The sequence below is a fragment of the Enterobacter sp. K510 genome, assembly GCF_055804875.1.
Genome location: NZ_JBNRLQ010000009.1, coordinates 118,991 through 138,800, shown reverse-complemented (window position 1 = coordinate 138,800; position 19,810 = coordinate 118,991). Strand labels below are relative to the sequence as shown.

The following is a 19,810-nucleotide window of genomic DNA, read 5'->3' as shown; positions in this document are numbered from 1 at the left end:
AAAAAGCCCCTTATTATAAGAGGCTTTTATTTATTGCGCAGAAGCTGCGTTACTCAGCGACTTTCTTTTTCGCTGCGCGCTTTGCTTTGGTCGCCGCCGCGATTTTTTGCGTTTTCGCAGAAGGCGCCTTTGGCTTTTTCTCTTTCTTCGCTTTCGGCTGCGCGCTGTCCGGGTTTTTGGCTTTGGCTTTTGATTTGCCTTTTTCGCCACGGAATGCGCTATCCGGCTCGAAGTTTACTTTTTTGCCCGCCTGACGACGACGGCTGGCATTACGTCCCGGCGCGCCTTTTTTGGCTTTTTCGCGTTCGGTTTTGCCGACGTTACGCGGCGCGCGTTCGCTGGAGATCAGCGTGAAGTCGATTTTACGCTCGTCCATGCTGACCGCTTCCACACGCACTTCCACACGGTCGCCCAGGCGATAGGTCTGGCCGCCGGATTCGCCGATCAGACGCTGACCAACCTGGTCGAAACGGTAGTAGTCGTTGTCGAGGGAGGACACGTGCACCAGACCGTCGATGAACAGCTCGTTCAGACGCACGAAGAAACCAAAGCCGGTGACGCTGGCAATCACCCCGGAGAAGGTGTTGCCCACCTGATCCTGCATAAAGTCGCACTTCAGCCAGTCGGCGACGTCACGCGTGGCTTCATCGGCGCGACGTTCGGCCATAGAACAGTGCTGACCGAGTTGCAGCATCGCTTCCACACTGTAGTGCCAGCCGCCGGTTTCGGTGCTGTCGCCTTCATGCCCCTGCTCTTTCGCCAGCAGGTATTTGATGGCGCGGTGCAGCGAGAGGTCAGGATAACGACGGATCGGCGAGGTAAAGTGCGCATACTGTTGCAGCGCCAGACCAAAGTGACCGCGGTTTTCCGGATCGTAAATCGCCTGTTTCATGGAGCGCAGCAGCATGGTTTGCAGCATTTCGTGATCGGGACGATCGGCGATGGACTCCAGCAGCGCCGCGTAATCGCCCGGTTCCGGCTTACTGCCGCCCGGCAGCTCCAGGCCCAGCTCCGCCAGTACCGAACGGAAGGAGGTGATGGCTTCGTTAGTCGGACGATCGTGGATACGGAACAGCGCCGGTTCTTTCGCTTTCTCGACAAAACGCGCCGCCGAGATGTTGGCGAGGATCATGCACTCTTCGATCAGCTTGTGGGCGTCGTTACGCTCGGTCAGCTCGATGCGCTCAATACGGCGTTCCGCGTTGAAGATGAATTTGGCTTCTTCGCTCTCGAAAGAGATGCCGCCGCGCTCTTCACGCGCCTGGTTCAGGGTTTTGTAGAGGTTGTGCAGTTCTTCGATGTGTTTGACCAGCGGGGCGTACTGCTGACGCAGTTCCTGGTCGCCTTCCAGCATATGCCAGACCTTGGTGTAGGTCAGACGCGCGTGGGAGCTCATCACCGCTTCATAGAATTTGTAGCCGGTTAAGCGCCCTTTGGTGGAGATGGTCATCTCGCAGACCATACAGAGGCGGTCAACCTGCGGGTTGAGCGAGCACAGGCCGTTAGAAAGCACTTCCGGCAGCATAGGCACGACCTGCGACGGGAAGTAGACCGAGGTGCCGCGGTTGTGCGCTTCGTCGTCCAGCGCGGTGCCAGGGCGCACGTAGTAGCTGACGTCGGCAATGGCCACCCACAGACGCCAGCCGCCACCGCGTTTTTTCTCGCAGTAAACCGCATCGTCGAAGTCGCGGGCGTCTTCGCCGTCAATGGTGACCAGCGGCAGGTTACGCAGGTCAACGCGGCCTGATTTCGCCGCTTCCGGCACCTGTTCGCTGAGGCTGGCGATCTCGTCTTCCACCGCTTTTGGCCAGACGTAAGGGATTTCGTGGGTGCGCAGCGCCATGTCGACAGCCATGCTGGTGCCCATGTTATCGCCCAGTACTTCAACAATTTTACCAATGGCTTTGGTGCGGCGGGTCGGACGCTGGGTGAGTTCAACCACCACCACGAAGCCCATGCGCGCGCCCATGACTTCTTCCGGCGGCACAAGGATGTCGAAGCTCAGGCGGCTGTCATCCGGCACCACAAAGCCCACACCGGCATCGGTGAAGTAGCGGCCGACGATCTGCCCGGTACGCGGCTCCAGCACGCGCACAATACGCGCTTCGCGGCGACCTTTACGGTCAGCGCCGAGCGGCTGCGCCAGCACGATATCGCCGTGCATGCACATTTTCATCTGTTCAGAAGAGAGATAGAGATCGTCTTTACGGCCTTCCACGCGCAGGAAGCCGAAGCCGTCGCGGTGACCGATTACCTTGCCTTTCAGCAGGTCGAGGCGCTCCGGCAGCGCATAGCACTGGCGGCGGGTGAAGACCAGTTGCCCGTCGCGCTCCATGGCGCGCAGGCGACGACGCAGCCCTTCAAGCTGTTCTTCGCCTTCGATATTGAGTTCAACCGCCAGTTCTTCGCGGTTAGCGGGTTTTTCGCGTTTGGATAAGTGATCGAGAATGAATTCACGACTGGGAATAGGGTTGGCGTACTTTTCAGCTTCGCGGTCCTGGAAAGGATCTTGTGACATTGCGGTTCCTCCGTTGTCAGCTCTGGCGGAAAAGTCTGTCATTCCACCAGCAATAATTTATAAAGCGGTTGATTCTCTTCAACCAGGTCTGCCAGCGTGTAGCTGTCCAGCTCTTTAAGAAAGCTCTGCACGGCCTGGGAAAGGGCCTTTTTCAGGCGGCAGGCGGGCGTGATATGACAAAATGCGCTGCTGCAATTGACCAGCGTCAGCGGCTCCAGTTCACGCACTACATCACCTATACATATAGCACGGGCTGGCTTACCCAGCCGGATCCCGCCGTTTTTGCCCCTGACGGCCGTGACGTAGCCTGCCCGGCTCAGCTGGTTGATGATTTTGACCATGTGATTACGGGACACACCGTACACTTCTGTCACTTCAGAAATACTGGTCATTCGTCCTTCCGGCAGCGACGCCATATAGATTAAGGCTCGCAATCCGTAATCGGTGAAACTCGTTAACTGCACATCAACCTCAGGAAATAAGAAAAAACGCGGGACACCCGTGGTGTATTGACACTATTGATGATAAACCAGCCACCAGTCAGGCTGCTAATTTATTTAGAAATGAACGGTGATGGGAAGAAGTAATAAGGGCAAAACAAGGGGCGCTGTGATGGCGCCCCTGGCGTGATTATGCGTCGAACGGATCGCGCAGGATCATGGTTTCAGAACGGTCAGGACCGGTAGAGATAATATCGATCGGTACGCCCGTTAATTCTTCGATACGCTGAATGTAGTTCAGCGCAGCCTGCGGCAGGCCGCTACGCTCTTTCACGCCGAAGGTGGTTTCAGACCAGCCTGGCATGGTTTCGTAGATCGGCTCGATGCCTTCCCAGTCGTCGGCAGCCATCGGCGTGGTGGTCACTTCGCGGCCGTCCGGCATACGGTAGGCCACGCAGATTTTCACTTCTTTCAGGCCATCCAGCACGTCCAGCTTGGTCAGGCAGAAGCCAGACAGGGAGTTGATCTGCACCGCACGGCGCACGGCAACCGCATCCAGCCAGCCGGTACGACGGCGACGGCCGGTGGTAGCGCCGAACTCGTTACCCTGTTTGCACAGGAACTCGCCGATGTCGTCAAACAGCTCCGTCGGGAACGGACCTGCGCCAACGCGGGTGGAGTAAGCTTTGATGATGCCGAGCACGTAATCCACATAGCGCGGACCGATACCGGAACCTGTCGCCACGCCACCGGCGGTGGTGTTGGAGGAGGTTACATACGGATAGGTACCGTGGTCGATATCCAGCAGCGTACCCTGCGCGCCTTCGAACATGATGAAATCACCACGTTTACGCGCCTGGTCGAGCAGATCGGAGACGTCCACCACCATAGAAGTGAGGATGTCGGCAACCGCCATCACATCGTCCAGCACTTTCTGGTAGTCAACAGCGTCAACTTTGTAGAAGTTAACCAGCTGGAAGTTATGGTATTCCAGCACTTCTTTGAGTTTGGTAGCGAAGGTGTCTTTGTCGAACAGGTCGCCAACGCGCAGACCGCGACGGGCTACTTTATCTTCATAGGCCGGACCGATGCCACGACCGGTGGTGCCGATCGCTTTCGCACCGCGCGCTTTTTCACGCGCTACGTCCAGCGCCACATGATAATCGAGGATCAGCGGGCAGGCTTCAGACAGCAGCAGACGCTCGCGAACCGGGATACCGCGGTCTTCCAGTTCTTTCATCTCTTTCATTAACGCAGCAGGAGACAGCACCACGCCGTTACCAATGATGCTGGTGACGTTATCGCGGAGAATACCTGATGGAATAAGATGGAGAACGGTTTTTTCACCGTTGATTACGAGAGTATGGCCTGCGTTGTGACCGCCCTGGTAGCGTACAACAAATTTAGCCCGTTCAGTCAGGAGATCGACGATCTTCCCTTTACCTTCGTCACCCCATTGGGTGCCCAGTACGACGACGTTGTTACCCATTTTTCAAAATCACCGTTTGCTTAAAAAAGGATTCTACCATCGCTTTTTCTGATAATCAGCACTTTTTGTCGCCTAATTTCGGCAAACCGGCGTGCTTTGTCTTCAGCCAATCGTTTTCCTCAACATGTAGTAGACAACGACGCCAGCAACCACTAGACCGCCGCCAAAACGCCGTAAAATGTTATCAGGAAGCTGAATGAGCGCGCCGATCATACGTCGCCATGCACGAGGATAAAGCATTGGCCCGAGGCCTTCCAGCACCAGAACGAGGGCCAGCGCCAGCCAGATGGTGGTGTTCATTTATAAATGTCCCTGAATGAGAAAACCACCGGCTCCTGAGGAACACGGTGGTTTTTAGCAGATTAAACAGCCTGACCGGGGTTAGCGTACGGCGTTGCCCGGCGTCTTCATGTAGCGGAAGAAATCGCTGTCCGGGCTGAGCACCATAACGTCCTGGTTGCTCTGGAAGCTGTTCTCGTAAGCACGCAGGCTACGGATGAAGGCGTAGAAGTCAGGATCCTGGCTAAAGGCGTCGGCAAAGAGTTTAGCCGCTTCGGCATCACCTTCACCACGCAGGATACGACCTTCACGCTCCGCTTCCGCCAGCGTCTTGGTCACTTCGTAATCGGAAGCCGCGCGCAGCTTCTCCGCTTCTTCCTGGCCCTGTGAACGGTGGCGACGGGCAACCGCTTCACGCTCAGCGCGCATACGGTTGTAAATCGCTTCCGATACTTCGTTCGGCAGGTTGATCTGCTTGATACGCACGTCGACCACTTCAATACCTAAGGCCGCCATACTGTTCGGGTTTACCACCGGCACTTTACCGTTGGTTTCCGCCGTAACGCGTTTCGCGGCTTTCGCGATTTCGTCATCGGCAGCAGGCGTGGCCACTTCATCTTCGGTGCCGGCAGAACCGGAGTTCAGGGCATCGCGCACTTCCAGCGTCAGACGACCGCGGGAGTCAGTCACGATGTCTTTCACATCAAGACGGCCGATTTCAGAACGCAGACGGTCAGAGAACTTACGTTTCAGCAGCACTTCCGCCTGAGAGACGTCGCCACCACCGGTTGCCAGGTAGTAACGGCTGAAGTCGCTGATGCGCCACTTGATGTAAGAGTCGACAATCAGGTCTTTCTTCTCTTTAGTCACAAAGCGGTCAGCCTGGTTGTCCATGGTCTGGATACGGGCGTCGAGCATTTTTACGGCTTCGATAAACGGCAGTTTGAAATGCAGACCCGGCTCAAAGACCAGCGGTTTGTTTTCATCGTCACGGAGGACTTTACCGAAACGCATGGTAATGCCGCGCTCGCCTTCTTTCACCACGAAAATAGACGTATAGAGCACGACCAGCACGATAATAATTACCGCAATAATAGACTTACGCATCGTTATTCCCCCTGACGCTGTGAGTCGTTACGCTGCGCGTTGGCACGGCGTTGGTCCATAATGTCACCCTGGCTGGCAGTCGGTGCGGTGCTGGCATTGCTGCCGGAGTTTGAGGCAGGCGGCAGGCGCAACAGATTGTTGGCACCGCTGGTCTCATTTTTTGCTCCGCTGGCGTTACCGCCCTTCAGCATTTGGTCCAGTGGCAGCACCATCAGGTTGCCGCCTTTATCGTTAACCAGCACTTTGCGGGTGTGGCTCAGCACTTTTTCCATGCTTTCGATATACAGACGTTCACGGGTAATTTCCGGTGCGGCTTTATATTCCGGCAGAAGTTTGGCAAAACGCGCCACTTCACCCTGGGCTTCCAGGATGGTCTGCGTGCGGTATGCGCGGGCTTCTTCAAGAATACGCTGGGCCTGACCGTTGGCACGAGGCTGTACTTCGTTCGCGTAGGCTTCCGCTTCACGGATAGATTGCTGTTCGTTTTCACGCGCGGCAATCGCATCATCAAAGGCGGCCTGTACGGCTTCCGGCGGACGCGCGGCCTGGAAGTTGACGTCCAGCAGGGTGATACCCATGTTGTACGGACGAATGGTCTCTTCCAGTTCACGTTGGGTATCGCTACGAATAACGGTACGGCCTTCGGTGAGGATACGGTCCATGGTGTATTTGCCGATCACGCCACGCAGGGCGCTGTCGGTGGCCTGACGCAGGCTGTCGTCCGCGCTGGTCACGCTAAACAGATAGTGCTGCGGATCGGTAACGCGGTACTGCACGTTCATTTCCACACGCACCACGTTTTCGTCGGACGTCAGCATCACGCCGGAAGCCGCCAGTTCACGCACGGATTCGACGTTTACCGCCGTCACGTTATCAATAAACGTCGGCTTCCAGTTAAGGCCCGGCTCCACCAGATGGCTGAATTTACCGAAACGGGTGACCACACCGCGCTCGGCTTCTTTAATGGTATAGAAACCGCTGGCAGCCCAGATAATGACGGCGGCCGCAGCGACGATACCGACCACACGTCCTCCCATATGACTGCGAGGGCCTGGCGCGGAACTTCCGCCGCCTGAACCGGTACCTTTACCGCCGCCCAGGCCGCCGAGCTTTTTGCTCAGCTTACGGAAAATATCATCTAAATCAGGCGGCCCCTGTTCGCGACCGCCTTTATTTCCCCCAGAGTTACCGTCGGGCTTATTGCTGCTCCCCCACGGGTCGCGGTCTTGTCCGTTATTACCGGGCTGATTCCACGCCATGTTTGTGCTCCATATTTGTTATGCGGTGATATCCCCAGAGGGGAAATGTCTTCAGGTGATACGCCGGTTAGACCACGTAGTCCACCAATGCCGGTTCTTGTTTACAGAGTCGACGCCAGTCAATAATCGGCATGCGTATCTGCATACCCACGCTGCCGTCTTCCTCCATCCACTCTTTTTCTATCGCCTGAAGCTGGTGAAACCGGCTTCGCAAACGCCCTTCTTCGGGAGGCAGACGCAACGTGTGCTGCGCGACTTCTCCGGAAAGCCGTTCGGTTAACGCCTGGAATAACAGTGGTACGCCGACGCCGGTCTGGGCAGAAAGCCAGACCCGAATCGGTTTATTTTCATCGTCACGATCGATACGCGGCTCAAAGCTGTCGAGCATATCGATTTTATTCATGACCATCAGCGTAGGGATTTCGTGCGCGTCGATTTCTTCGAGCACCGTATCCACCGCGGCGATATTTTCCTGCAAGCGGACATCCGCTGCGTCGACAACGTGCAACAGCAGCGTGGCCTGACGGGTTTCCTGCAACGTGGCTTTAAACGCGGCCACCAGGTCATGTGGCAAATGGCGGATAAACCCTACGGTATCCGCAAGCACGGTTTCGCCCACGTCCGCCACGTCGATACGGCGCAGCGTCGGATCCAGGGTCGCAAACAGCTGGTCTGCGGCGTAAACCTGGGCCTCGGTGATCTGGTTAAACAGCGTCGATTTGCCGGCGTTGGTGTATCCCACCAAGGATACGGTCGGAATATCGGCTTTCTGACGGGAGCGACGTCCCTGCTCACGCTGCTTTTCAACTTTTTCAAGCCGCGAGAGGATCTGCATAATACGATTGCGCAGTAAACGACGGTCGGTCTCGAGCTGGGTTTCCCCCGGACCACGCAAACCAATCCCGCCTTTCTGTCGCTCAAGGTGGGTCCAGCCACGCACCAGACGCGTAGCCATATGGCGCAGCTGCGCCAGCTCAACCTGCAACTTACCTTCATGGGTACGTGCACGTTGGGCAAAAATGTCTAAAATCAAGCCGGTGCGGTCAATAACACGACATTCGCATAACCGTTCAAGATTACGTTCCTGAGCAGGGGTCAGCGCATGATCAAAAAGTACGACCGATGCCCCTGTTGCCTTTACGGCTTCCGCTATTTCAACTGCCTTACCTTCACCAACAAAATACTTTGGGTGCGGTGCTTTACGGCTACCGGTAACCACCTGCATTGCTTCGACACCAGCTGAAGAGACCAGGGATTCAAATTCCTGGAGATCTTCCATATCTTTGTCTTGCGAAAAATAGATGTGTACCAGAACCGCCTGCTCACCGGCGTCATAACGGTCAAACAAGCGTAAACCCTCTTAAAATACCAGCGGGGAACTCAGATAATCTGGCTCCCCGGCATGGATTAACAACAACTAACCTTACTCGGCGTCGTCGCTGTCTTGTTGCGTCGCAGAGGACCCCTGCGCGTTACTGCCATGATGATAGTTACTGGAGCCGCCGGTCGTGTTGTTGCTGTGATGAGAAACCGGACGAGACGGGACAACAGTAGAAATTGCGTGCTTATAGACCATCTGGCTGACCGTGTTTTTCAACAGGATCACGAACTGATCGAAAGACTCAATTTGACCTTGCAGCTTGATACCATTCACCAAATAAATAGAAACCGGAACACGTTCACGACGCAGTGCGTTCAAAAACGGGTCTTGTAATGATTGCCCCTTAGCCATTCTATCTTTTCCTTATATGCTTGTTTTGTACTTAGAACCCGGAGGCCCTGAAAACTGCGTAAAATTTTGCGCACGATACGATGTAATTGTACACATTCAGTTTGCGTTAGCACCAACTACCTGTAATACCGCATCTCTTGCCTGTTCGGGCGATTCGCTGTCTAACCAGTGAACCCCGTCCCAGCTACGCAGCCAGGTGATCTGACGCTTCGCTAACTGTCTCGTGGCGCAAACTCCTCGATAAACCATTTCATCATATGAGATCTCGCCTTCAAGGTAAGACCACATCTGGCGGTATCCCACACAACGAATGGAAGGCATGTCCGTATGCAAATCTCCACGGGCAAAAAGCGCCCGCACTTCTGCTTCAAAACCTGAAGCCAACATCTGATGAAAACGCTGCTCAATTCGCTGATGGAGCAGTTCACGGCTCGCCGGGGCGATGGCGAACTGATGCACCTGATACGGCAGAGCCTCTCCTGACGTTTGCGTCAGTTCCGTTAAAGTTTTACCCGAAATGAAAAAAACTTCCAGTGCCCGGGAAAGCCTTTGCGGATCATTTGGATGAATTCGCGCACCGGCCACCGGATCTATCTCCAGCAGTTGCCTGTGCAGTGCGTCCCATCCCAGCTCGGCCGCCTGTTGTTCAATTTTAGCTCTTACCGCCGGATCCGCTGACGGCAAGGGAGATAACCCTTCCAGCAGCGCCTTAAAATAGAGCATGGTGCCGCCCACCAGTAACGGAATGCGCCCGGCGGCGGTGATCTCTGCCATATGCGCCAGGGCATCGTGGCGGAAATCAGCCGCGGAATAGGCCTGCGCCGGATCGAGAATATCCAGCAACCGGTGCGGCGCCGCGCGTAATTCGTCGGCATCCGGCTTTGCGGTGCCGATATCCATTCCCTGATAAATAAGGGCAGAATCGACGCTTATCAACTCTACTGGCAAAACTTTACGCAACTCAATGGCTAACGCCGTTTTGCCGGAGGCCGTTGGCCCCATTAAAAAAATTGCCTTAGGCAGGCTCGCCATACTCTGGTCAGTCATGTTTCAGGGCGTTCATCGCCGAATGTAAATCAACAGGTTGAACCAGGCCACCCGGCGGGGTTTTCACCAGCTGCGGGCAAAGACGTTCGACATCCGCGAGCACCGTGATGGCCTGAGCCACACTCCACTGCGGGTGGACGCTCTCAAGCTTACGGGCAATCCACTGGGCGGTGTTCGCCGCGTCTAACGTTGTTTGCTGCGCCAGGTAGCCTATCAGTTCAGGAATCAAGATTTGTAAATTTTGTTGGCGTAAGGGTAAAGGCACGGCGCGAATGGTCACATGATGGGCATCGGACATAAATTCGATGCCCATGTCGGCCAGCATTGCCTGTGCACGTTGCAGCGCCGCGCGCTCGTCAGCGCTGACTTTCAGGCGAACCGGGATCAAGAGCGGCTGTGCGCAGGCCGCTGTATTACCCGGCGTCAGCTGTGCCTGTTTGTACCAGCGCTCCGCCACCGGCAACGCCAGCAGGAATAACGCCCCGTCGCGCTCCAGCAGGGCGCAATCCTGGCCGATAATCGTCAGCACGCGGCCAAAGCTCTGGCTGTGCGCGTCAATGGCGGATGGCGTGGGTTCGGGGGCTGGCGCGCTACGCTCAACGGCGGGCGTCTCCAGCAACTGGCGATACAACGCCCCCTGCTGTTTCTGATAGCCTGGCTGGGCATTCGGCCAGCTGGCACCGCCGCTGCTTTGCCCGCCGCTCTGACCACCGCGCGGCGCGGCCGCCGGTGCGGCATAACGTTCGGGCGCAGGCTCACGGGCGACCGCAGGTGTCGCGAACTGGTTTTTACCCGCCGCAATGCGGTTTTCCGGCACACTGCGCGGTTCCGGCGCGTCGGCCAGCGGCAGCGGCGTATCCAGACGCTGTTGCAGGACGCTCAACACGCCCTGATAGATAAAATCATGTACCAGCCGCGACTGATGAAAACGCACTTCATGCTTGGCCGGATGGACGTTGACGTCCACCTGATGCGGATCGATCTCCAGATAGAGCACAAACGCCGGTTGCTGATCGGCGCCGAGTTTATCCTCACAGGCCTGGCGGATCGCATGATTGATCAGGCGATCGCGCATCATACGACCATTGACGTAGCAGTACTGGATCTCGGCGAAGGCGGAGGTGGTGGACTGCGGATCCGCCACCCAGCCGCGCATCCCCAGATCGCCGTGCTGCCATTCGATTTGCAGCGCCTGTTCGATAAAAGGCACGCCGCAGATCGCGCCGAGACGGCGTTCTTTCTGTCCGCCTGGTGGGACGGCACGATACTGTCGCACCATCTTCCCGTTGTGGTTCAGGTTGATGGTGACGTCAAAACGCGCCAGCGCGATACGGCGGATCACCTCATCGATATGTCCGAATTCGGTCTTCTCGGTACGCATAAATTTGCGGCGGGCGGGGGTGTTATAAAAGAGATCCAGCACTTCCAGCGTCGTCCCCACCGGATGCGCGGCGGGTTTGACCGTCACGTCCATGTCGCGCCCTTCGGCGTAGGCCTGCCAGGCTTCGGGCTGATCTGCTGTGCGCGAGGTCAGCGTCAGGCGGGATACCGAGCTGATGCTGGCCAGCGCCTCGCCGCGAAAGCCCAGGCTGATAATGGCTTCCAGATCGTCGAGGGAGGCGATTTTACTGGTGGCATGACGCGCCAGCGCCAGCGCCAGCTCATCCTTTTTGATGCCGCAGCCGTTATCGCGGATGCGGATAAGCTTCGCGCCACCGCGTTCGATATCAATGTCAATGCGGGTCGCCCCGGCATCAAGGCTGTTTTCCACCAGCTCTTTCACAACCGACGCAGGACGTTCCACCACTTCGCCTGCGGCGATCTGGTTCGCAAGCTGTGGCGGCAAAACCTGAATCGGCATGAAATCTCCTTAGTTAAAGAACGCGCCGCCCGAGGAAGCGGCACTCGCCGTCTGGCCGGCACCGCCTTGCGGGGCCGACTGGATCGGATGCGCCTGGAAGTACTGGCGCAAACCGTTATAAATGGCTTCCGCCAGCTGCTGCTGATAGTCATCGCTGCCCAGCAGGCGCTCTTCGCTGTTGTTACTGATAAAGCCCGTTTCCACCAGCACCGATGGAATATCCGGCGAGCGCAGCACGCCGAGGCTGGCATGTTCCGGGCGGCGTTTATGCAGCGAACCAATGCGCTGTAGCTGGCCGAGCATATTCACGGCGACATCATACCCGACACGCTGGGAATGACCGAACTGCAAATCCAGCACCGCCTGGCTCAGGTAGGGATCGGACTGGCTGTTCGCCAGCACATCCCCTGCCCCGCCCAGCAGTTCGGACTGCTTCTCATGCTGCTCCAGCCAGCTGGCCATTTCGCTGTTGGCGCGACGGTTAGACAGCACCCATACGGACGCGCCGGTGGCGTCACGGTTCGGCGCGGCATCCGCATGGATCGACACCAGGAAGTTCGCGTTCTGTTTACGCGCCACATCGGAGCGGCCCATCACCGAAATAAAGTAATCGCCGTCGCGGGTCAGCACGCCTTTAAACATCGGATCGTCATTAAGCAACGCGCGCAGTTTGCGGGCAATCGCCATGGTGACGTTTTTCTCACGCGTGCCGCCAGGGCCGATAGCGCCCGGATCCTGGCCGCCGTGTCCGGCATCAATGGCGATGATCACTTTGTCACCGGACGCGCTGCGCGAGCGCATGGCCGGGCGGGTCACCGTATTACTGCTGGTCACGCTCGTTACGCGGTCGTTTTCATTTTTAAAAGGATTGCGGGCAGGCTCTGCCGGACGCGGCGCAATAGCGGGCGCAACGGCTGGCGTCTCGACGCGCTTCACCACAACCGGCGGCGGAGGCGGAGGGGGCGGTGGTGCATCGGCGTTAATGGTAAAGACCACGGTATAGCTGGCGCCGTTTTGCTGCTTCACCGCACGGGTTTTACCGTTCTGCGTCAGGTCGACCACCAGGCGCAGGGACTGATTATCTTTCGGCGTACCAGAGCGGATAGCCTTAACCAGGTTATTACCGCTAAATTGCAGCGGCAACCCCTGGATCACGCCGGTCTGTTTGATGTCCAGCGCCACGCTGCGTTTGCTGTCCTGGGAAAAGGCGTATTCCGGATCGCCCATAAAGCTCAGGGTGATGCGCGCCTGATCATTGCCATTGGACACCTGAATATCGGATAAGGTTGCTGCTCCTGCCTGGGTACAGGCCAGCAGCAGTATTGTCGCGAACCAGCTTTTAACGCGATTGATCATCCCGCCATTCCTACAGTTAACCGGCCAGTCGCGCCAGTAACGAATTACCCGATGAGGAAACGGCAGAAATGCACGCCTCACGCCCTTGTGCCTGGTATGACATATGGATTTCGATATCCGGTTCAGGCAGCACGCCCGCGCCTTGTTGCGGCCATTCGACAAGGCAGATCGCGTCGCGGCCAAAGTAGTCGCGGATACCCATAAATTCCAGTTCTTCCGGATCGGCGAGCCGGTACAGGTCAAAGTGATAGACCATCAGTTTGTCGAGGGTATAAGGCTCGACCAGCGTATAGGTCGGGCTTTTCACGTTGCCGTTATGCCCGAGCGCCTGCAAAAAGCCCCGGCTGAACGTGGTCTTACCCGCCCCCAGATCGCCATACAGATAGATGACCGTCGCGCCATCGCAGGCCTGCGCCACGCGCTGGCCAAGATCTAAGGTTGCTTCTTCGTCAGGTAAAGGGATCACTCGATTAATCATGGTTTACGTCAATCACATCCGGGTTAACTACACGCCGTAGCGTGGAAAAAAGATCGGTCGCTAACATGCCGCGCGTGCCATAACGCGCCGCGAGCCTGTCGGCAGCGGCGCCGTGTGCTACGCAGCCTGCACAGGCGGCATCGTACAGGGAGAATTTTTGCCCTGCGAGCGCGCCAATAATACCAGAGAGCACATCGCCCATGCCGCCGCTGCCCATCCCGGCGTTTCCGGCATCAATGATGCCTATCTCGCCGCTCTCGCAGGCGATAACCGTGCCCGCGCCTTTCAGCACCACAACACCCCCGTAACGTTTTACCAGACGCCGGGCTGAAAGTAAGCGATCACTTTCAATTTCTGCAACGCTACAGTTCAGTAGCCGTGCGGCTTCGCCGGGGTGCGGCGTCAGGATGCGATTGTGACGTTTATCGGGATTGATTGCCAGAAGGTTCAGTGCGTCAGCGTCCCACAGCATGGGTTTGCGAAAATTCTCAATTTTACGCAGCGCGTCTTTGCCCCACGCCTGTTGCCCGAGTCCCGGCCCCACGACCACCACATCCGCCCATTCGAGACTTTCATCCAGGCTTTGCGCCGTGAGCTCATGCACCATCAGTTCCGGGCGGGCGGTGATGATAGGGCCGATATTTTCGCTGCGCGTCAGTACGCGAACCAGCCCTGCGCCAGTACGCAGCGCGGCTTCGCCGGTCATACGGATAGCCCCCGCCGTACCGTGATCGCCGCCGACGATCACCAGTCGTCCGTTATCGCCTTTATGCGAAGTCGGCCGCCTGGGGGGTAACCAGTCTGCCAGCTGTGTGGCATCAAAACGGGTTATATGAGTTTCCTGACCCGCCAGCCAGCTTTCCAGTCCCAGCGCATGATGATGCAGCTGCCCTACCACATCGCGCGCCTTGCCGGTCAGCAGGCCAGGCTTAAGCGCGATAAAAGTCAGGGTATGCGCGGCGTTGATCACCGCGCCAGGCGTCGCGCCCGTTTGTGCCAGCAGGCCAGACGGGATATCCAGCGCCAGCACCGGCGCGGGATGTTGATTGGCATGTTCGATAAGCGCGGCGATGTGCTCCCGCGGGGCATCGGTCAGTCCGGTGCCCAGCAGACCGTCGATAATCAGATCCACGCCTTCCGGCCAGGCCAGCGTCGGCGCATGAATGGCGCCCCCGGCATCAAGCCAGGCCTCACGCGCGGCATGAGCCTCCTCCGGCAAGGGTTTATCGTTCTCCTGCGCCAGCAGCGTCACCTCAATGCCCGCAGCGGCGGCCAGACGCGCCACCACATAGCCATCGCCGCCGTTGTTACCGTGGCCGCAGAGGATCAGCCAGTGCCGCGCCCCGGGGTAATGTTCCCGCGCGACAGTAAAGGCCGCCTGACCAGCGCGCTGCATCAGTTCATACAGCGTGATGCCGAGGCTGTCGGCCGCCTCCTGTTCCGCGCGTTTGAGTTCATCCGCAGGCCAGATGGAGTGTGGTATACTTGCGGGGTTTTTCTTCAATGTATGGTCCGTCATGTCACAGCCCCTCGATCTCAATCAGTTAGCGCAAAACATTAAACAGTGGGGCACTGAACTGGGCTTTCAGCAGGTCGGTATCACCGACACCGATCTCACCGCCGCCGAACCCAAACTGCAGGCATGGCTGGATAAGCAATATCACGGCGAAATGGACTGGATGGCGCGTCACGGTATGATGCGCGCCCGTCCGCATGAGCTTTTACCCGGTACACTGCGCGTGATCAGCGTGCGCATGAATTACCTGCCCGCTAACGCCGCCTTCGCCAGCACGCTGAAAAACCCGTCGCTGGGCTATGTCAGCCGCTATGCGCTGGGCCGCGATTACCATAAGTTATTGCGTAACCGCTTAAAAAAGCTCGGTGAAAAGATCCAGGAACAGTGCGTATCGCTGAATTTTAGACCCTTTGTGGATTCTGCGCCCATTCTTGAACGCCCGCTGGCGGAAAAAGCCGGGCTTGGCTGGACAGGTAAGCACTCACTTATTCTTAATCGCGAAGCCGGTTCGTTTTTCTTCCTTGGCGAGCTGCTGATCGATTTGCCGCTGCCGGTTGATCAGCCGGTGGAAGAAGGCTGCGGTAAATGTGTGGCCTGCATGACCATCTGTCCGACCGGCGCGATTGTCGAGCCCTATACCGTCGACGCGCGCCGCTGTATCTCTTACCTGACGATTGAGCTGGAAGGCGCGATCCCGGAAGAATTTCGCCCCTTGATGGGCAACCGCATCTACGGCTGCGACGACTGTCAGTTGATCTGCCCGTGGAACCGCTACTCGCAACTGACGGACGAAGAGGACTTCAGCCCGCGCAAAGCGCTGCACGCGCCCGAGCTTATTACGCTGTTCGGCTGGAGCGAAGCCCACTTCCTGAAAGTCACCGAAGGATCGGCGATCCGCCGTATCGGTCATTTACGCTGGCTGAGAAATATCGCCGTCGCGCTGGGGAACGCGCCCTGGGATGAAGCTAACATTCGCGCGCTGGAACAGCGCAGAGGTGAGCACCCACTTCTTGATGAGCACATAGAATGGGCGATTGCGCAGCAAATTGATAAGCGGAATGCCTGTGTTGTCGAGGTGCAATTACCGCAGAAATTGCGGCTGGTGCGGGTAATCGAAAAAGGGCTGAAACGCGACGCCTGACCTTTCCACAGCTTGTGCATAAAAATAAAAACACATTGCTAATCAAGGCAGAGAAGTTCGTCAAGGGACAGGATTAACATTTTGAAATGAAATTTTTGTGACAAATATCAGGTAGTTATCAGAAATTCATTCACATCCTGAATCATTTACCGGGACAGGCAGAAATAACAAACCTGTGGATAAGTCTGTTCACAAGAATATGTCAAAGAGGAAACAAATCGTCTGCGGCAAGGGATCCCGCTGTGGATAATTTATTCAGAGAAGGAATTTGGAGCGGGAAACGAGACTCGAACTCGCGACCCCGACCTTGGCAAGGTCGTGCTCTACCAACTGAGCTATTCCCGCTTGGGTGGTGCGTGGCTGTAAAAAGCCAATCAAATTTTGGAGCGGGAAACGAGACTCGAACTCGCGACCCCGACCTTGGCAAGGTCGTGCTCTACCAACTGAGCTATTCCCGCATATTCGTCGTCTTTCAGGCTGCCTGGTTGCAACCTGAAATCCTTGAATCTGGATACTGCGTGGCTGTAAAAGCCATTTCAAATTTTGGAGCGGGAAACGAGACTCGAACTCGCGACCCCGACCTTGGCAAGGTCGTGCTCTACCAACTGAGCTATTCCCGCTCTGCGTAACTTTGCAATTTCTGCATCGGTACGGGAGGCGCATTATACGAGAATTCATTTTAGCTGCAAGCCCTGAAACTGAAAAATTTAAATTTTTTGTTCAAGTGCTGCTTTAATCGGCAAGATGATTATTTTCCCATCAAAATCCGCATTATGGCCCCTCCCCTGCGAAAGACAGGGGCCAAAAAAAAGTTATAGCTTGATGAAATGCTCGCGGTAATAGGCCAGTTCTGCGACCGATTCGCGGATATCATCCAGCGCCTGATGCGTGTTTTGCTTTTTCAGGCCGCCGAGCACTTCCGGCTTCCAGCGCTTAGCCAGCTCTTTCAGGGTGCTGACGTCCAGATAGCGGTAATGGAAATACGCTTCCAGCTCCGGCATGTATTTAAACAGGAAACGGCGATCCTGACCGATACTGTTGCCGCAAATCGGCGATGTGCCTGCCGGCACCCACTGTTTCAGGAACTCAATCGTTGCCAGCTCTGCGGCGCGATCGTCCTGGGTGCTGGCCTTCACGCGATCCACCAGACCGCTGCCGGTATGGGTACGCACGTTCCAGTCATCCATCAGCGCCAGCTGTTCATCTGACTGGTGCACGGCGATAACCGGGCCTTCTGCCAGAATGTTCAGGTTCGCATCGGTGACCAGCGTCGCGATTTCGATGATTCGATCGCGCTCTGGATCGAGGCCGGTCATTTCCAGATCGATCCAAATGAGGTTGTTTTCATTTGCACTCATGCTATTTTCCACCCTTCTCGCATAACCAGCCACATCTGGTTAACTAGTATAAAATAGCGTGTATCATAGAGGTTTTGCCCATCAGGGGCGACCAGGAGTCAGCACGATTGAGTAAAAATAAACTCTCCAAAGGCCAGCAGCGCCGCGTCAACGCCAATCACCAGCGGCGGCTAAAAACGTCTGTGGAGAAACCGGACCTTGACGACAACCTGTTTGGCGAAGCGGCTGAAGGCATCGTAATCAGCCGTTTTGGCATGCATGCCGACGTGGAATCCGCAGACGGTGAAATCCACCGCTGTAACATTCGTCGCACGATTCGTTCGCTGGTCACCGGCGACCGCGTTGTCTGGCGTCCGGGTAAAGCCGCCGCGGAAGGCGTTAACGTGAAAGGGATCGTCGAGGCGGTGCATGAGCGCACTTCCGTTCTGACGCGCCCGGACTTTTACGACGGGGTAAAACCCATCGCGGCGAACATCAATCAGATTGTCATCGTCTCGGCTATCCTGCCGGAGCTGTCGCTTAACATCATCGACCGCTACCTGGTGGCATGCGAAACCCTGGACGTTGAACCCATCATCGTGCTGAATAAAATCGACCTGCTGGATGCGGAAGGCATGGCGTTTGTGAATGAGCAGATGGATATCTATCGCCACATTGGTTATCGCGTACTGATGGTGTCCAGCTACACCCAGGACGGCTTGAAACCGCTGGAAGAGGCGCTGACCGATCGTATCAGCATCTTTGCCGGGCAGTCCGGCGTGGGCAAATCCAGCCTGCTGAATTCGCTGTTAGGCCTGCCGACGGAGATCCTTGTTAACGACGTTTCCGATAACTCTGGTCTTGGTCAGCACACCACCACCGCCTCACGCCTGTACCATTTCCCGCACGGCGGCGACGTTATTGACTCTCCTGGCGTACGTGAGTTCGGTCTGTGGCATCTGGAGCCTGAGCAGGTTACCCGGGGCTTTATCGACTTCCACGATTATTTAGGCCACTGCAAATATCGTGACTGCAAGCACGATACCGATCCGGGATGCGCTATCCGCGAGGCGGTTGAGCAAGGCAAAATCGCCGAATCGCGCTTCGAAAACTATCACCGCATTCTGGAAAGCATGTCGCAGGTAAAAACGCGTAAAAACTTTTCTGATACCGATAGCTGACATTTAAGCTAAGCATCGCCAGAATTGTCACCCTTTTAAAAGATCCGCCGGTAATACGCGGATCGGGAACGGTAAAAAATATTAGCCTGGAGGCTACCTTGTTAGACTCATTTAAACTTTCGCTTCAATACATTCTGCCTAAACTGTGGCTGACTCGCCTCGCGGGCTGGGGCGCAAGAAAACGCGCAGGCTGGCTGACCAAACTGGTTATCGATCTGTTCGTCAAATACTACAAGGTCGATATGAACGAGGCGCAAAAGCCGGATACCGCCAGCTATCGCACCTTTAACGACTTCTTTGTCCGCCCGCTGCGTGATGAAGTGCGCCCGCTCAATACCGATCCGAACGTGCTGGTGATGCCTGCCGATGGCGTGATCAGCCAGCTGGGCAGCATCGAAAACGACAAACTGTTGCAGGCAAAAGGCCATAACTACAGCCTTGAAGCGCTGCTGGCCGGGAATTACCTGATGGCGGATCTGTTCCGCAACGGCTCCTTTGTCACCACTTACCTGTCGCCGCGCGACTATCACCGCGTCCATATGCCGTGTAACGGTATTCTGCGTGAGATGATCTACGTGCCGGGCGATCTTTTCTCGGTCAACCACCTGACCGCGCGCAATGTGCCAAACTTATTTGCCCGTAACGAGCGTGTGATCTGCCTGTTTGATACCGAGTTCGGCCCGATGGCGCAGATCCTGGTCGGCGCGACTATCGTTGGCAGCATCGAAACCGTCTGGGCGGGCACCGTCACACCGCCGCGCGAAGGCATCATCAAACGCTGGACCTGGCCCGCGGGTGAAAGCGATGGCGCTGTCGCCCTGCTGAAAGGCCAGGAAATGGGCCGCTTTAAGCTCGGCTCCACGGTGATTAACCTGTTCGCGCCGGGCAAAGTGGAACTGGTTGAACAGCTGCAAAGCCTGTCGGTGACCAAAATCGGCGAACCGCTGGCGGTCTCCACCGAGGCCATTGTGATGCCGGAGCCGACCCCGCTGCCGCAGGAAGAGATCGACGCCGAGCACGACGCCAACCCGCTGGTGGACGATAAGAAAGACCCTGTCTGATTTTAAAA

Annotated in this window: 17 protein-coding genes and 3 tRNA genes; 3 read left to right on the top strand and 17 right to left on the bottom strand. The window is 56.6% G+C overall.

The genetic code is table 11. From position 1 onward, the window contains the following. Nucleotides 1-49 precede the first annotated feature (49 nt). The 13 genes from rnr to nnr form a co-directional block, all read right to left on the bottom strand. Nucleotides 50-2,518 (bottom strand): ribonuclease R, encoded by a 2,469-nt coding sequence (gene rnr, locus ACQUTD_RS16515; protein ID WP_473276830.1) that lies wholly within the window; start codon nt 2,516-2,518, stop codon nt 50-52. Nucleotides 2,519-2,556: 38 nt separating this feature from the next. Beyond that, entirely contained in the window at nt 2,557-2,982 is a 426-nt protein-coding gene (nsrR, locus tag ACQUTD_RS16510; RefSeq protein WP_072570274.1) for a nitric oxide-sensing transcriptional repressor NsrR, read from the bottom strand. 166 nt (nt 2,983-3,148) lie between these two features. Beyond that, nucleotides 3,149-4,447, bottom strand: coding sequence for an adenylosuccinate synthase (locus tag ACQUTD_RS16505; protein WP_072570273.1), 1,299 nt, complete (start codon nt 4,445-4,447; stop codon nt 3,149-3,151). Between the two features lie 102 nt (nt 4,448-4,549). Next, nucleotides 4,550-4,747: a DUF2065 domain-containing protein gene (locus tag ACQUTD_RS16500; RefSeq protein ID WP_072570272.1), complete on the bottom strand. Its 198-nt coding sequence runs from the start codon at nt 4,745-4,747 to the stop codon at nt 4,550-4,552. Between the two features lie 81 nt (nt 4,748-4,828). Next, the gene (gene hflC, locus ACQUTD_RS16495; protein WP_072570271.1) at nt 4,829-5,833 is read right to left on the bottom strand and encodes a protease modulator HflC; all 1,005 of its coding nucleotides are present in this window, start codon (nt 5,831-5,833) and stop codon (nt 4,829-4,831) included. A gap of 2 nt (nt 5,834-5,835) precedes the next feature. Then, nucleotides 5,836-7,092: an FtsH protease activity modulator HflK gene (hflK, locus tag ACQUTD_RS16490; RefSeq protein ID WP_072570270.1), complete on the bottom strand. Its 1,257-nt coding sequence runs from the start codon at nt 7,090-7,092 to the stop codon at nt 5,836-5,838. A gap of 67 nt (nt 7,093-7,159) precedes the next feature. Further along, nucleotides 7,160-8,440, bottom strand: a complete 1,281-nt coding sequence (hflX, locus tag ACQUTD_RS16485) for a ribosome rescue GTPase HflX (protein WP_072570269.1) — start codon at nt 8,438-8,440, stop codon at nt 7,160-7,162. 75 nt (nt 8,441-8,515) lie between these two features. Beyond that, on the bottom strand, nt 8,516-8,824 hold the full coding sequence (hfq, locus tag ACQUTD_RS16480; protein WP_072570268.1) for an RNA chaperone Hfq: 309 nt from the start codon (nt 8,822-8,824) through the stop codon (nt 8,516-8,518). Nucleotides 8,825-8,920: 96 nt separating this feature from the next. Next, complete coding sequence (gene miaA / locus ACQUTD_RS16475; protein WP_473276831.1) at nt 8,921-9,871, bottom strand: tRNA (adenosine(37)-N6)-dimethylallyltransferase MiaA; 951 nt, start codon at nt 9,869-9,871, stop codon at nt 8,921-8,923. Further along, nucleotides 9,864-11,732, bottom strand: a complete 1,869-nt coding sequence (gene mutL, locus ACQUTD_RS16470; RefSeq protein ID WP_473276832.1) for a DNA mismatch repair endonuclease MutL — start codon at nt 11,730-11,732, stop codon at nt 9,864-9,866. The genes miaA and mutL overlap by 8 nt, the downstream gene beginning before the upstream one ends. A 9-nt stretch (nt 11,733-11,741) precedes the next feature. After that, nucleotides 11,742-13,088: an N-acetylmuramoyl-L-alanine amidase AmiB gene (gene amiB, locus ACQUTD_RS16465; RefSeq protein ID WP_072570265.1), complete on the bottom strand. Its 1,347-nt coding sequence runs from the start codon at nt 13,086-13,088 to the stop codon at nt 11,742-11,744. A gap of 16 nt (nt 13,089-13,104) precedes the next feature. Beyond that, the gene (gene tsaE, locus ACQUTD_RS16460) at nt 13,105-13,566 is read right to left on the bottom strand and encodes a tRNA (adenosine(37)-N6)-threonylcarbamoyltransferase complex ATPase subunit type 1 TsaE (RefSeq protein ID WP_072570264.1); all 462 of its coding nucleotides are present in this window, start codon (nt 13,564-13,566) and stop codon (nt 13,105-13,107) included. After that, on the bottom strand, nt 13,559-15,085 hold the full coding sequence (nnr, locus tag ACQUTD_RS16455; protein ID WP_473276833.1) for a bifunctional ADP-dependent NAD(P)H-hydrate dehydratase/NAD(P)H-hydrate epimerase: 1,527 nt from the start codon (nt 15,083-15,085) through the stop codon (nt 13,559-13,561). The genes tsaE and nnr overlap by 8 nt, the downstream gene beginning before the upstream one ends. On the opposite strand from nnr, the gene queG reads away from it, so the two are divergent. Beyond that, the gene (gene queG / locus ACQUTD_RS16450) at nt 15,084-16,223 is read left to right on the top strand and encodes a tRNA epoxyqueuosine(34) reductase QueG (RefSeq protein ID WP_318364488.1); all 1,140 of its coding nucleotides are present in this window, start codon (nt 15,084-15,086) and stop codon (nt 16,221-16,223) included. The genes nnr and queG overlap by 2 nt on opposite strands. 269 nt (nt 16,224-16,492) lie before the next feature. On the opposite strand, the gene ACQUTD_RS16445 is transcribed toward queG, so the two are convergent. The 4 genes from ACQUTD_RS16445 to orn form a co-directional block, all read right to left on the bottom strand. Further along, a tRNA-Gly gene (locus ACQUTD_RS16445) sits at nt 16,493-16,568 on the bottom strand. A gap of 37 nt (nt 16,569-16,605) precedes the next feature. Then, a tRNA-Gly gene (locus tag ACQUTD_RS16440) sits at nt 16,606-16,681 on the bottom strand. A gap of 86 nt (nt 16,682-16,767) precedes the next feature. After that, nucleotides 16,768-16,843 (bottom strand) — tRNA-Gly (locus tag ACQUTD_RS16435). A 192-nt stretch (nt 16,844-17,035) separates the two neighbouring features. Continuing rightward, entirely contained in the window at nt 17,036-17,581 is a 546-nt protein-coding gene (gene orn, locus ACQUTD_RS16430; protein WP_318377039.1) for an oligoribonuclease, read from the bottom strand. Between the two features lie 107 nt (nt 17,582-17,688). On the opposite strand from orn, the gene rsgA reads away from it, so the two are divergent. Both rsgA and asd read left to right on the top strand, forming a co-directional pair. Then, on the top strand, nt 17,689-18,741 hold the full coding sequence (gene rsgA, locus ACQUTD_RS16425; protein ID WP_473276835.1) for a small ribosomal subunit biogenesis GTPase RsgA: 1,053 nt from the start codon (nt 17,689-17,691) through the stop codon (nt 18,739-18,741). A gap of 98 nt (nt 18,742-18,839) precedes the next feature. Beyond that, the gene (asd, locus tag ACQUTD_RS16420; RefSeq protein ID WP_072570259.1) at nt 18,840-19,802 is read left to right on the top strand and encodes an archaetidylserine decarboxylase; all 963 of its coding nucleotides are present in this window, start codon (nt 18,840-18,842) and stop codon (nt 19,800-19,802) included. Nucleotides 19,803-19,810 lie beyond the last annotated feature (8 nt).

Excerpts from the sequence above, each read along its gene's own strand:
- rnr (WP_473276830.1), bottom strand. The coding sequence starts at position 2,518 with ATGTCACAAGATCCTTTCCAGGACCGCGAAGCTGAAAAGTACGCCAAC.
- tsaE (WP_072570264.1), bottom strand. The coding sequence starts at position 13,566 with ATGATTAATCGAGTGATCCCTTTACCTGACGAAGAAGCAACCTTAGAT.
- hflK (WP_072570270.1), bottom strand. The coding sequence starts at position 7,092 with ATGGCGTGGAATCAGCCCGGTAATAACGGACAAGACCGCGACCCGTGG.
- nnr (WP_473276833.1), bottom strand. The coding sequence starts at position 15,085 with ATGACGGACCATACATTGAAGAAAAACCCCGCAAGTATACCACACTCC.
- orn (WP_318377039.1), bottom strand. The coding sequence starts at position 17,581 with ATGAGTGCAAATGAAAACAACCTCATTTGGATCGATCTGGAAATGACC.
- hflC (WP_072570271.1), bottom strand. The coding sequence starts at position 5,833 with ATGCGTAAGTCTATTATTGCGGTAATTATTATCGTGCTGGTCGTGCTC.
- queG (WP_318364488.1), top strand. The coding sequence starts at position 15,084 with ATGTCACAGCCCCTCGATCTCAATCAGTTAGCGCAAAACATTAAACAG.
- miaA (WP_473276831.1), bottom strand. The coding sequence starts at position 9,871 with ATGACTGACCAGAGTATGGCGAGCCTGCCTAAGGCAATTTTTTTAATG.
- hfq (WP_072570268.1), bottom strand. The coding sequence starts at position 8,824 with ATGGCTAAGGGGCAATCATTACAAGACCCGTTTTTGAACGCACTGCGT.
- ACQUTD_RS16500 (WP_072570272.1), bottom strand. The coding sequence starts at position 4,747 with ATGAACACCACCATCTGGCTGGCGCTGGCCCTCGTTCTGGTGCTGGAA.
- ACQUTD_RS16505 (WP_072570273.1), bottom strand. The coding sequence starts at position 4,447 with ATGGGTAACAACGTCGTCGTACTGGGCACCCAATGGGGTGACGAAGGT.
- amiB (WP_072570265.1), bottom strand. The coding sequence starts at position 13,088 with ATGATCAATCGCGTTAAAAGCTGGTTCGCGACAATACTGCTGCTGGCC.
- mutL (WP_473276832.1), bottom strand. The coding sequence starts at position 11,732 with ATGCCGATTCAGGTTTTGCCGCCACAGCTTGCGAACCAGATCGCCGCA.